Origin of the sequence: Parabacteroides sp. AD58 (assembly GCF_023744375.2) — a bacterium.
Lineage (GTDB): Bacteria > Bacteroidota > Bacteroidia > Bacteroidales > Tannerellaceae > Parabacteroides > Parabacteroides absconsus.
Window position 1 is genome coordinate 3,314,067 of the sequence record NZ_CP146284.1, and the last position, 13,349, is coordinate 3,327,415.

A 13,349-nucleotide genomic window follows, 5' to 3' on the forward strand; every position below is an offset into this window, starting at 1 on the left:
TTAAAACAAAATGAAAAGAAAGAATTTCTTTTACGGAGGAGTCATGGCTTTGATGATGGCTTGTTCAATGAGTGCTTGTTCGGAATCGGATAATCCAAAACCGGATGCTGGTGGAAAGGACGATCCGACTAATTTGGACTACAAGGCTGAAAATGCAGTTGCCTGGGGCAACTATATGTATAATGTAGGTCTGTTGTTGAATCAGGATGCCTTGGTTCTATATAAGTATTGGACGGAAGACTATGATGGCAAAGGTCCGTATGCCACCATCTTTAAAGATCAGACCGGTGGAGCTTACAGCAGTGCTTTGGCCTGTGTCCAGGAAATGGTAGAAGGCGGTATGTGGAACATCGCCAACGAAGTAGGAGATGCCAAAATCAAAGATCCCTGGGAAAAATATACCAGTGGCGATAAAGATGGTGGGCTTTATGCTGTTGAATCGTGGTATAGCTGGCATTCACGTGACGACTATACGAATAATATCTTCTCTATCCGTAATACGTACTACGGACGCATTGATGATAATGATGTAAATAAGGTAGACGGAAATCTGAATGCTTTTGCTTCTTATGCGGATTTCGATGATGCCGGTGATATTGCAGAGAAATCCTTGTCTACCTTGGTTGCTTCCGTAAATCCGGAACTCGATAAGAAAATCAAAACTTTGATCTTCGAATCAGCCAAGGCTATTCAGGCGATTCCGCAACCTTTCCGTAATAACATCGACAGTAAAGAATCGGTTGCAGCTATGGATAAATGTGTGGAATTGGCGGGTGCCTTGAAGAATGAGTTGCTGCCATTCGTAACAAATGAGTTGAGTAATTCAAAATATGATGCTCAGTTGGATGCAGTGGCAGAACAGTTTGTAGATGCGGTTGTCCTTCCTACCTATAAAGATCTGAAAGAAAAGAATACAGCTCTGTTGGAATCCGTGAATAAGTTCCGGACTCATCCGAGTGATGAGGCGTTTGAAGCGGCATGTAGTGCTTGGATTAAGGCCCGTGAACCGTGGGAAAAGAGCGAAGCCTTCCTGATTGGCCCTGTTGCCAATAAAGGATTAGATCCTAACATGGACAGTTGGCCTTTGGATCAGGCCGGTATCGTGCAGGTATTGGAATCACAAAACTGGAATGATATGCAGTGGAGCGGTAATTTCAGTGAGGAAGATAAAGCTATTGGTGCGGCCCAAAGTGTTCGTGGATATCATACCTTGGAATATTTATTGTTTAAAGACGGTCAGCCCAGAAAGACTGTTAGCACGAAATAACTATGGATATAAATAATAAGGAAAGATCGGCCTTGAAGCATTAAAAACTTTCCTCTGGAGTACTTCAAGGTTCTCTGCACGAGAGAAGAATCTGGTGATTTATAGTAAATAAAGAATTTATCCAATAAAATATGGAGATGAAACGATTGTATCAGTTTACAGTTTCGTTGTCGCTTTTGCTTTCGTGTATGGCTTGCGAAAAAGATGAAAAGATGGATATGGATAAAGTAAATGTCCCAAACGGTTATGCTCTTTCGGCAGGGACTTCAACCATCTTTCTCAATTCGTCTGTTGCTTATGATACGGAAGCCGATTGGGTGACAGGGGCAAATGCCAGTCGTTTTAACAATGGTGACGGATTATATGATGATGTTCGCACCAGTAGTAATACAGACGGAGGTGGTCTTGGCCCTGTTTATGCCGGATATTCCTGCGGAAGTTGCCATCGGAATGCCGGACGGACCAAACCGACACTGTGGGAAAACGGCGGGTCGGGGAATTATGGCTTCTCATCGATGTTAGTATATATCACACGTCGCAATGGCTCTTTTTTCCGGGATTACGGGCGGGTACTTCATGACCAGGCAATTTATGGTGTAAAACCGGAAGGCAAGCTTTCAGTGAAGTATGAATATGAGACATTCTCATTCCCGGATGGAGAAACGTATGAGCTATGCAAACCCGTCTATCATATTAGTGAATGGTATAAAGACAGCATTGCTCCAGAAGACTTGTTCTGTTCGGTTCGTATTCCGCTACGTCATGTCGGACTGGGTCCGATGATGGCCATTGACAGAAATGAGATCATCGCTTTGGCTGCCAAGAGCAATTATCCGGAATATGGGATTAGCGGACGGGTAAATTATATCACGGAGAAAGGCATTACGGGTGTTGGGCTTTCGGGTAATAAGGCACAACACCTCGACTTGACGGTCGAACTGGGTTTCTCGAGCGATATGGGAGTCACGAATAGCCGTTATCCGGAAGAAATCTGCGAAGGACAGGCACAAATCAGCCAGGGAAGCATGATGGGACTTTCGTATGACCAGCTCGACATCTCAACGAAGGATATGGAAGATGTAGACCTGTATATGCAAAGTTTAGGCGTTCCGGCTCGTCGGAATGTGAACGATCCGCAGGTGATCTTGGGCGAAGAGAAGTTCTATGAGGCGAAATGTCATCTTTGCCACGTGCCGACCTTGCATACACGGCCGGAAGGTTCAGTCTTATTGAACGGAACGCGCTTACCTTGGTTAGGCGGACAGACTATTCATCCGTATTCGGATTATTTACTGCACGATATGGGATCAGAAATCATGGGTGTCGGACTGAATGATAATTATACCAGCGGAATGGCGCAGGGAAATGAATGGCGTACAACTCCTTTGTGGGGAATCGGGTTACAAGAAAAAGTGAATGGTCATACGTATTTCCTGCATGATGGCCGTGCCCGTAATTTAGTTGAGGCAATCATGTGGCACGGAGGAGAAGGAGAAGCCTCAAAAAACCTGTTCAAGCAAATGACGAAGGAAGAACGTGATGCCGTCATTGCTTTCTTGAATTCTTTATAAACATACACATCTTATAAATACAACAATGAGACATCTATTGTTACTGATTGCGGCTTGTTTATTATTGCCGCTGGGCGCTTTTGCCCAATATGAAGAAGATACAGAGAATGGCGTGGTTTCCTTGGCTGGGAAAGAAGGCTTTTCTATTGCTACTAAAAAAGGAGATTTTGTGTTTAAGCCTTATTTGCTGGTACAGACAAGTGCCAGTGTCAATTATTATGATGACGAAGGATTGGATCCTGCCTATAATCAGGATAACATCCATAATACAGGTTTTGCTATTCCTTATGCGGTATTGGGCTTTACGGGTAAGGCTTTCAACCGGGTAACATTTAACTTGTCTATCAATGCGGCCGGTAGCGGAGGAAATATTCTTCAGCAAGCCTGGTTTGACTATGAGGTAAAGGAAAGTTTTGCTATTCGTGTAGGAAAGTTCAAGACTCCTTTCACGCATGCGTATTTGACTACCTTGGGTGAAACTTTAATGCCAACATTGCCTGTTTCACTGACTTCATCGGTGATTCTACCTTATTCGTTGAATGCCGTGACTCCTAATATAGGAACAGGGTTCGACCTTGGAGTTGAGGTACACGGACTGGTGAACAAGAAGTTCGGTTACGAAGTAGGTATTTTCAACGGGACAGGCAGCTCGGTAAATACCGCTTCCAAGACTTTTAGTGACGACTGGCATATTCCGTCTTTACTCTATGCGGGCCGGCTGACGTATATGCCTAAAGGAATAATGCCCGCCACGCAAGGTAATCCCAATCGTTTACGGGAAGATAAACTTTTGTTCGGACTCTCGTCTTCCTTGAATGTGGAGAGCGAGAGCGAAAGCACCAATGATTTTCGGGCAGGTGCCGAATTTGCGATGTTGAAGAACCGTCTTTATCTGGGAGCCGAGATTTACTATATGCAGGTCGGTTTTACCAAACGGCAGAAGATTGATGAGACATATCACTATTTAGGCGGATATGTACAGGGCGGGTATTTTGTGTTTGACCGTTTACAGGCAACAGCCCGTTATGACTTCTTCAATCGCAACGGATTAGATACAAATGGATTTCTGAATATGCCGGCAGTAGGATTTAATTATTTCTTCCGGGGATGTAATCTGAAATTACAGGCCATGTATCAGTTTATCGGTCGTGCCGGACATGACAGGCAACTTGACCGCGATAATGATGATTTGGGATTAGCCATGCATTCCGGAACGGTTATGCTTCAATATACATTCTAAAGATAATAGATTATGAATATGAAAACTTTCTTATCGGTGTGTATCGGACTGAGTCTGCTGTTTGCTCCGGCTTGTGATGATGGAAAAATTTATGATGAACATACTTCTGTTGTACGGGAAGGTGGAGCAGTAAACCTGACCGGCCATTTGCATGGCGTTGATTCTTGGCCCGGAGGTTATAGCATTGTACTGGCCGGATTTGCCGGTACGAATGAGTATGCGCAGACTGCGCAGGGAATTACTCCTGCAGCTGATGGAAGCGTCAGTATGACTCTTCAGGGAATACCCGCGGAAGTGACTCGTGTGGAGGTTTGTGCTATTAACAAGCTGCGTAAACGTATTGCGACTTTCTATGCGGTTGATTATGAAGAGACAGCAGATACACTGCGTCTTGATATGGGAACAGTCGATGCTCGTATGTATGCTGCTATTCAGTCGGGAGTATTTGATCGCTCTTGTACGGCCTGTCACGGGGGAAGCACAAAACCGGCTGCCGGTTTATATCTGACGGAAGGGAAAAGTCACGCTGCTTTAGTTGGAATAGTGGCTGACCGGAGTGCGGATAGTCTCTTGCTGGTGAATCCGGGAAATGCGTCGGAAAGTTTTCTGCATGTTATGCTTCGGGAAAATGTATTGAGGTATGATCATACGCAAATTATAACTTCGGCTAATACGTTACAGTTGATTGACGACTGGATTGACAACGGTGCCAATGAATAATATATGAATAGGATGGAATGGAAAAGAGTAACATATTTGGAGGGTGCCGTTGAGGCACAAATCTCTACTTTTACAGGGAAAGGCGGAACGACAGAGCATCATGTTATGTTGTCAGTTATCAATGACAATCTCTCTTTTGCCGAGCAGTTTCAATCTCTTCAGCAAGCTTATGCTTGTTGCCTTGAAAATGAACTGCAAGATGGTGCTGTAGCCGTCTTTCGCCGGTATTTCTTAAGCGATGCCGCCAATCAGGCAGATTGGGTAATGGCATGGGAATGTGAACAGACGCAATGTGCGTTATCAATACTGCAACAAGCGCCTCTAAATGGAACGAAAGTGGCATTCTGGACTTGGCTGGTGACTAATACTTCTGTTGAGACGGATATGAATGGAATGGTATTGGCTCGACGAGGAATTTATACCCATATGTGGACTGCAGGAGCGTACAATAAAGCTTCAACCTCCGAATATCAGACCCGGCTTTTGCTTAATGACTATGTGATGCAACTGATGACTCGGGGTTGTATCTTGGCTAAAGACTGTATTCGTACTTGGTTCTTTGTGCAGAATGTGGATGTAAATTACGCAGGAGTGGTAAAGGCGCGGAAAGAAGTGTTTCTAACACAGAACCTGACGGAAGAAACACACTATATTGCAAGTACGGGAATAGAAGGACGTTCTGGTGATCCTTCTGTTTTGGTGACCATGGATACCTATGCAATCCAAGGTCTTTTGCCCGATCAAATTCAATTTCTTTATGCTCCGTCGCATCTGAATCCGACATATGAATATGGTGTGACTTTTGAGCGAGGAACAGCCGTGAGTTTCGGAGACCGAAAGCAGATATTTCTTTCGGGTACTGCGAGTATTGATAATCGGGGAGAAATTGTTGCTCCCGGAGATATCATAAGTCAGGCAAAACGTATGATGGAGAATATACAGGTCTTATTGACAGAAGCGGGTGCGACATGGAAGGATACTATGCAGGCAATCGTTTATTTGCGTGATCCGGCAGACTACCGGGTGATATCTGATTTCTTTTCTTCTGAATATCCAGATTGGCCTTATCTGCTTGTTCATGCGCCGGTCTGCCGGCCTGGTTGGCTATGTGAGACAGAGTGTATCGCTGTTGTGCCGGCTTCGAACGAAAAATATTCTCCGTTTTAGATCTATCCATAGATTTTCTATTTGCATACAGGCTTTAGAATCATTGATTCGGTGCGAAGGATACATTTAAGTATTCTGTAAATTTAATTTTAGCAACCTAAAATGAAAGTTTATGAAGCAAAATGACGTAACTTTGGAAACACAATTACCCATACGATTAGATATAGCTATGTACAAAAAAGGTCTTTATAAGGAAACAGATAAGATGAGCGACTTGATTTGCGAAAACTATCCGATGGTTTTGGTGATGAGCCGTTTTGGAATCGCATTGGGCTTTGGAGAAAAGAGCATAGGAGAAGTGTGTCGTCAGAATGGTGTCGATGCTTATACATTTTTAGCTGTAGTAAATTTCCTGACGGGAGAGATACAAGGAGTAAACGATATTCTCAGTAGCCGTTTGTCATTGGAAACTCTTATTCGTTATTTGCATAATGCTCATGATTACTTTCTGGCCTTCCGTTTACCCAATATGCGGCGTAAGCTGAACGATGCCATCAGTGGTTGCCCGGAAGATGTGGCATTCGTTATCCGACGCTTTTTCGATGAGTACGCAGAAGAAGTCAACAAACATATGTCATATGAGGAAAAGGTCGTTTTCCCATATGTGCGGGATTTGTTGGCTGGTAAGGCAAGTGAAAAATATAATATTTCCATTTTCCGTAAGCGTCATGAACAGATTGATCAAAAGCTTTCCGATTTGAAGAATATTCTGATCAAGTATTATCCGGGAGAAGGCGGATATTTACTAAATAGTGTCCTGTTTGATTTGTTTACAACGGAAGAAGATCTGGTTTCACACTCATTAGTGGAAGATAATCTTTTTGTTCCTTCTATTTTGTGGCATGAAAATAACCTGTTAAATCGATAATTCGAACAAAATATGAAAGCGAATTTGAAGATTGCGATAGTTGAACCATCGGTTATGGTGCGAATGGGATTAAGTGCACTTCTGCGGAAATTACCCGGAATGCAACTGTCGGTAGTCGAAATCCTGGATATTGAATCGTTGCTGGATTCGCTTCGTATTCATAAACCAGATGTTTTAATTGCTTGTCCACAATTATTATTGCATCATTCTTTTCATCATCTGCGAGAAGAATCCTCTCATGCCGAGATGAAAATACTGGCTTTATTGACGGCTCTCTGTCCGACACATCTTTTACGCATGTTCGATGATCAAATCAGCCTTTATGATACAGCAGAGCAAATTCGGGAAAAGCTGGAGCGTTTGGTTAAGACACAAGAAGATGATAGTGAAGAATCGGGCGATGAACAACAGAGCTTGAGCGCTCGGGAAAAGGAAATTGTTATCTGCGTTGTGAAAGGAATGACCAATCGGGAGATTGCCGACAAATTATTCTTGTCTACACATACGGTAATTACTCACCGGAGAAACATCGCTCGTAAACTGCAAATACATAGTCCAAGTGGTTTGACAATTTACGCAATTGTCAATAAATTAGTGGAATTGAAAGATATAAAACAATAGAAAGACAGGTGTAACAGGAATGTAATATGAATGTTTCTGAAATGTAATAGAAGTTAAGCTATCTTTGCACAAAATTCAACTTCATGAAATTCAGAAATATTCTATTTGCATTCAGTTTGGTGGTTACTACGTTGAGCCTGCAGGCTCAGGAAAAGCCCGCCAAGTCATTCTCTTCATTTATTGATTCACTGGCAAATGTTGATGAACCGTCCGAAGATATCTTGAATAAGATCCGGAATATGCCGAATATTGAAGTCGGTAAAGGTATTTCTTTTGAGCCGGCAGATAAACGGTATAAGATGACGATGCGTTTCCGCATGCAGAACATGGCATCCGTATCGTTGAATGATGATTTTTCATACTCAGAGGCTGAAGCTCGGGTAAAACGCTTGCGTTTGCGTTTTGACGGATACATATTTTCTCCCAAATTGCTGTATTCTATACAACTTGGATTTACTCCGTATGATTCGAAAGACTTACCGAATGGCAATGTGAATATTGTTCGAGATGCTATGGTCTATTATATGCCAACTCACGATTTTAGTATTGGTTTCGGACAGACAAAGATAAAGGCAAATCGTGCCCGCGTTAATTCGTCGAGTGCACTTCAATTTGTAGATCGCAGTATCGTCAATTCCGAATTTAATTTGGACCGCGACTTTGGTTTCTTTGCTGAATATTATAAACCTGTAGTAGGTGATTTTAATATTGCATTGAAAGGTTCAATCACCTTGGGAGAAGGTCGTAACTGGAGTACAAGCAACCAAGGAGGATTAGCATATACGGGCCGTGTCGAACTATATCCTTTCGGCCGTTTTAAGTCTTTGGGTGATATAGCGGAAGGAGATTTTGAGCGTGAAGAACGAGTAAAGGTTTTGTTGGCTGGAGCTTATTCGTTTAATAATAAGACAAATCGTCTGCAAGGACAGAATGGCGAGTATATTCTTAATAATGAATTGCGTGATCTGAACAGTTACTTTGTGGATTTTATCTTGAAATATAATGGCTTTGCTTTTTATACGGATTTTATGGGACGGCAGTGTAATGAACCACTTTTTACGTCGGATCCGGAAACCTGTATTTATACAGGTAATGGATTGAATGTCCAAGCCAGTTACTTATTCCCAAAGAACTGGGAAATAGCTGTCCGTAATTCTACCCTTTTCCCGGAAGAGAAGGTTCAGAAGATTGTTGGCTATGAGAACTATAATCAGACAACACTGGCGGTTACCCGATATTTAATAGGTCATAGCTTAAAAATTCAGGCTGATGCTTCCTATAATCATCAACTGAATCCGGTAGATCCGACTTATAGTCGTTGGCAATTCCGATTCCAAGTGGAATTGGGTCTGTAATAAAGGAATCAGAATACTAAACAGAGCGGATTTAGAGTCTTATACAAAAGATTCTGAATCCGTTTTTTATATATTGAAAAGTTAATTTTTGGAAATTCTAAAATCGTGATTTAAACAAATGCCTGTTGTCTGAGTCTATTCATTCAAACTTACTAACAAAGAAATGTGATTCGCAATTCTAATAATTATCAGAGCAGATGAAAACAGGCATAAAACTACTAGTTCTACTGATGTTACTGGTTAGTCCGGTAATGGCGCAGCAAAAAGGTGTTGAAATAACGGGAAAGGTGCAAGAGAAAGACACTCAATTGGCCATTGAACAAGCCTCAGTACGGCTTTTGAGTGTGAAAGACAGTAGTATGGTTCGAGGTGTTGCTAGTAGCACGGATGGTTCCTTTTCATTGAAGAATGTTCGGAAAGGTAATTATATTCTGAATATTACTTATATTGGCTTTGATCCATTATATAAAAATATATCAGTGGCAGGAACAGCCCCGGTTCGTTTGGGAACCTTTGAATTGACTGATGGCAGTGTTCGTTTGCAAGTTGCCGTAATTACAGGAAAAGCTCCTGAAGTTGTGGTTCGCAATGATACTACCGAATATAATGCTGATTCTTATAAAGTAACAGAGGGCTCTATGTTAGAAGATTTGCTCAAGAAAATGCCAGGTGTAGAGGTTGACAGTGAAGGTAAAGTGACCGTTAACGGTAAGGAAATAAAGAAGATTATGGTTGATGGCAAGGAATTCTTCTCTGACGACCCGAAAATTGCTTCTAAGAATTTACCTGCTAAGATGATTGATAAGGTTCAGGTATTAGATAAGAAGAGCGATATGGCTCAGATGACCGGTTTTGATGATGGTGAAGAAGAAACCGTATTGAACCTGACCGTTAAGCCCGGAATGAAGCAAGGTTGGTTCGGAAATGCTTATGGTGGTTATGGAAGTAAAGACCGCTATGAAGGAAATGCCATGGTGAATCGTTTTTATAATAATGATCAGCTGACTTTTATGGGAGGGTTGAATAATACGAATAATATGGGCTTTTCTGATCTGGCATCTACGATGTTTTCTGGAATGCGTGGTGGAATGCGTGGAAATGCCGGAACGGGTATTACTTCTTCGGGTAATGCCGGATTAAATTTCAGTAAAGAATTTAACAAGAAGATTACATTAGGTGGTAATACGCGCTATTCTCATTCAGATAATGATGCTGAGAAGAAAAGTAATGAACAGACTTTCCTTCCGGGTGATAGTATTTCGTATGCCAGTAATCATACCGTGAGTAATAGTGTAAGTGATAATGCCGGATTTAATTTTCGCTTGGACTGGCGTCCGGATACGTTGACACAAATTTTCTTTACGCCTGATTTCGGTTACAGTAAAAGCCATTCTTCTGAAATCAAGAATACAAGTACACGTTTGAACAGCGATACCTTGAATACAAGTAATTCGGATGTATTTTCAGACGGCTCAGGTTATAATTTAAGTGGGCGGTTGGAATTTAGTCGTAAGCTGAACAGTAAGGGCCGTGTATTGAGTTTCTCTTTGTCGGGTGGGGTAAATGACTCATATACCAATGAAGTCAACTATTCAAATACGGAATATTTACAGGAACAACGGAACGAGTTAGTCGACCAGCATATTCGTTATGATAACAAGAGTTACAATTATAGGGCCTATATTTCATGGGTTGAACCATTAGGGCATAATAACTTCTTGCAAGCGACTTATAGCTTTTCTCAGCAACAGCAAGAGTCGTTGAAGAATGCTTATACTCCTGATCTCGAAACAGGAGAATATAATGTGCTTGATACGGCTTATAGTAAGAACTATCGTAACAGCTATATTAACCAGCGAGCGAGCTTGAGTTTTAAGGCACAAAGAGAGAAGTACAATTATACGATTGGCTTCAATGTGGATCCTTCTTATTCCCGGAGTGAGAACTTTATAGGTGATACGGTTTTGTCTGACTTAAGTCGGAAAGTAGTAAATTTTTCTCCAATGATCCGGTTTAATTATCGCTTTAATAAGCAGACAAATCTGCGAATCCGTTATGACGGACGGACAACGCAGCCTTCCATGACTCAATTACAACCGGTAGTAGATATTTCTGACCCATTGAATATTGTAACGGGTAATCCGGATTTGAAACCGAAATATACGAATAGCATGCGGGTTGATTTTGGTCAGTTTGCTCCAGAGAAGCAACGGGCTATTATCGCCATGTTGAACGGTAGTTATACATTGAATGATATTGTCAGTAAAACTGTTTTTGATGGAACTACGGGAGGTCGTGTTACTACCTATGAAAATGTAGATGGGAATTATAGTTTTAACGGCCGTGTCATTGTTAATACACCGTTGAAGAACAAAAAGTTTACAATCAATACGATGAGTATGGCTTCGTATGGAAATACGAATAGTTTTATCAATGGTGAAAAGAATAAGAGTAAAACATTGTCGGTTATGGAACGGGCGGGTATTGATTTCCGTTCAACGTATTTGGATTTAGGGTTGAACGGGAACTTCCGGTATAATTCTACCCGTAACTCTTTGCAGGGACAGAATGATATGAATACCTTCAACTACGGAGTAGGAGGTAATACAACAATTTATTTACCTTGGAATTTTAAAGTAGAAAGTGATATTACTTGGTCTGCTAATGCCGGTTATGCGGAAGGCTTTGAGCAGAACGAGATATTATGGAATGCCTCTATTTCCAAATCATTCTTGAAGAACAATCAGGGAACCTTACGATTCAAGATTTATGATATTCTGCAACAGCGGAGTAATATCAGTCGAACAGTAACAGCCAGCAGTATTAGCGACTCAGAATACAATACGCTGAACAGTTATTTCATGTTCCATTTCATCTATCGTTTCAGTATATTCAAAGGTGGAGCCAGTGCTAAAGATATGCGAGGTCCTGGTGGTCCGCGTCCGGGAAGAATGGGACCTCCGCCACCACCTCGATTCTAAATAAGTAGAATGTAAAATCGGAAATCTGAATATTAATTGGGGTTTCCGATTTTTTTTGTCTACCTTTAGGTGTTTTTATCATGACTAATTTATGGGCGACGCTTCTTTTTGGGAAATATTAGTTAGTACGATTTTTATTCTGTTGTATACGATTACGATTATTGGTTTGATTGTAGTCATTATAGCAGAGAATAGAAATCCGTTGAAGACAATTCCGTGGGTAATTGTCTTGTTGTTGGCTCCTGGCGTCGGTTTGTTGTTTTATTTCTTTTTCGGGCAGGATAATCGAAAGCAGCGGATTATCTCACGGAAGACTTATAAGCGGATTATCAAGCAACCGCGGACCGGCAAGATTCCGCATGATGTTTGTTCGGTTCCTGATCATTATAAAGGATTAACCAAGCTTTTAAACCGTTCCCGTACTTCTCCTTTGTTATATGGCAGTGCTATCCGGGTGTTTACCAATGGGAAAGATAAGTTCCAAGCATTGTTTGATGATATCCGCCGGGCAAAACAGCATGTCCATATTCAATACTATATCTTTAATGATGATGAAATCGGTACTCAGTTGAAAGAACTGTTGATTCAAAAGGTACATGAAGGCGTTGAAGTCCGTGTGCTTTATGATGATGTGGGAAGCTGGAAAGCCAAGAACCGCTTCTTTCGTGAGATGGAGAAGGAAGGTATTGAGGTATATGCTTTTTTGAAGGTGGTCTTCCCGGTATTGACAAGTAAGGTTAATTACCGAAATCACCGTAAAGTTGTGGTGATCGACGGTAAGATTGGATATATGGGTGGTATGAACGTGGCCGATCGTTATGTGAAAGGTGTCTCGTGGGGTGTCTGGCGTGATTTGCATTTCCGGATCGAAGGAAAAGGTGTACAATGTTTGCAGACAGCTTTTCTTTTGGACTGGTATGTAGCCAGCAAACAGCTTATTATGGACAAGCGTTATTTCCCGAAAGCGGAAGTATTTAGTAACAATATCATGCAGGTTATAACGAGCGGTCCTGTCGGCCCATGGCGAGTATTGACTCAGGCCGAAATCTATTTGATAACGAATGCACGTAAGTACGTATATATTCAAACTCCGTATTTCCTGCCTACTGAAGGATTAAGTCAGGCTTTACAGGTAGCTGCGCGGAGTGGCGTTGATGTACGGATTATGATTCCGCAACGCTCTGATACCCGTATGGCACATTTGGCCACTCGTTCTTTCCTGGCTGAAATGATCCGTGCCGGTATCAAGATCTTCTTTTATCAGGCCGGATTTCTCCATTCCAAATTAATAGTCAGTGATGATGATGTGGCTTGTATCGGTTCGGCTAATATGGATTTTCGAAGTCTGGAGCACAACTTTGAAATAAATGCCTTTGTTTATCAGCGAGACTTTGCGATAGGGATGCGGAAAATATTCATGCACGATATTGAGCAATGCATGCTTATTACTCCTTCTATCTGGTTGAAGCGGCCGTTGAGCAAACGCTTTTCCGAATCTTTTATGCGGCTTTTCTCTCCTTTATTGTAATTACATGTTCTCTTAAAGCGAAAGATGATGT

10 protein-coding genes are annotated in these 13,349 nt (G+C 41.7%); all 10 read left to right on the forward strand.

Features of this window, described 5'->3' with window-relative positions; genetic code table 11:
• Positions 1-10: 10 nt before the first annotated feature.
• On the forward strand, positions 11-1,267 hold the full coding sequence (locus NEE14_RS13910; protein WP_251967253.1) for an imelysin family protein: 1,257 nt from the start codon (positions 11-13) through the stop codon (positions 1,265-1,267).
• A 131-nt stretch (positions 1,268-1,398) separates the two neighbouring features.
• Positions 1,399-2,838, forward strand: a complete 1,440-nt coding sequence (locus tag NEE14_RS13915) for a di-heme oxidoredictase family protein (RefSeq protein ID WP_422394659.1) — start codon at positions 1,399-1,401, stop codon at positions 2,836-2,838.
• Positions 2,839-2,863: 25 nt separating this feature from the next.
• Entirely contained in the window at positions 2,864-4,078 is a 1,215-nt protein-coding gene (locus NEE14_RS13920; protein ID WP_251967254.1) for a porin, read from the forward strand.
• Positions 4,079-4,096: 18 nt separating this feature from the next.
• Positions 4,097-4,798 (forward strand): hypothetical protein, encoded by a 702-nt coding sequence (locus NEE14_RS13925; protein ID WP_251967255.1) that lies wholly within the window; start codon positions 4,097-4,099, stop codon positions 4,796-4,798.
• A gap of 12 nt (positions 4,799-4,810) precedes the next feature.
• Entirely contained in the window at positions 4,811-5,965 is a 1,155-nt protein-coding gene (locus tag NEE14_RS13930) for a Rid family hydrolase (RefSeq protein ID WP_251967256.1), read from the forward strand.
• A gap of 169 nt (positions 5,966-6,134) precedes the next feature.
• A complete protein-coding gene (locus NEE14_RS13935) occupies positions 6,135-6,833 on the forward strand; it encodes a hemerythrin domain-containing protein (protein ID WP_251967279.1) in 699 nt (232 codons plus the stop codon).
• A 12-nt stretch (positions 6,834-6,845) separates the two neighbouring features.
• A complete protein-coding gene (locus NEE14_RS13940) occupies positions 6,846-7,454 on the forward strand; it encodes a response regulator transcription factor (RefSeq protein WP_251967257.1) in 609 nt (202 codons plus the stop codon).
• An 83-nt stretch (positions 7,455-7,537) separates the two neighbouring features.
• Complete coding sequence (locus NEE14_RS13945) at positions 7,538-8,809, forward strand: porin (protein WP_251967258.1); 1,272 nt, start codon at positions 7,538-7,540, stop codon at positions 8,807-8,809.
• 197 nt (positions 8,810-9,006) lie between these two features.
• Positions 9,007-11,790: an outer membrane beta-barrel protein gene (locus tag NEE14_RS13950; protein WP_251967259.1), complete on the forward strand. Its 2,784-nt coding sequence runs from the start codon at positions 9,007-9,009 to the stop codon at positions 11,788-11,790.
• Positions 11,791-11,881: 91 nt separating this feature from the next.
• The gene (gene cls, locus NEE14_RS13955; RefSeq protein WP_251967260.1) at positions 11,882-13,318 is read left to right on the forward strand and encodes a cardiolipin synthase; all 1,437 of its coding nucleotides are present in this window, start codon (positions 11,882-11,884) and stop codon (positions 13,316-13,318) included.
• Positions 13,319-13,349 lie beyond the last annotated feature (31 nt).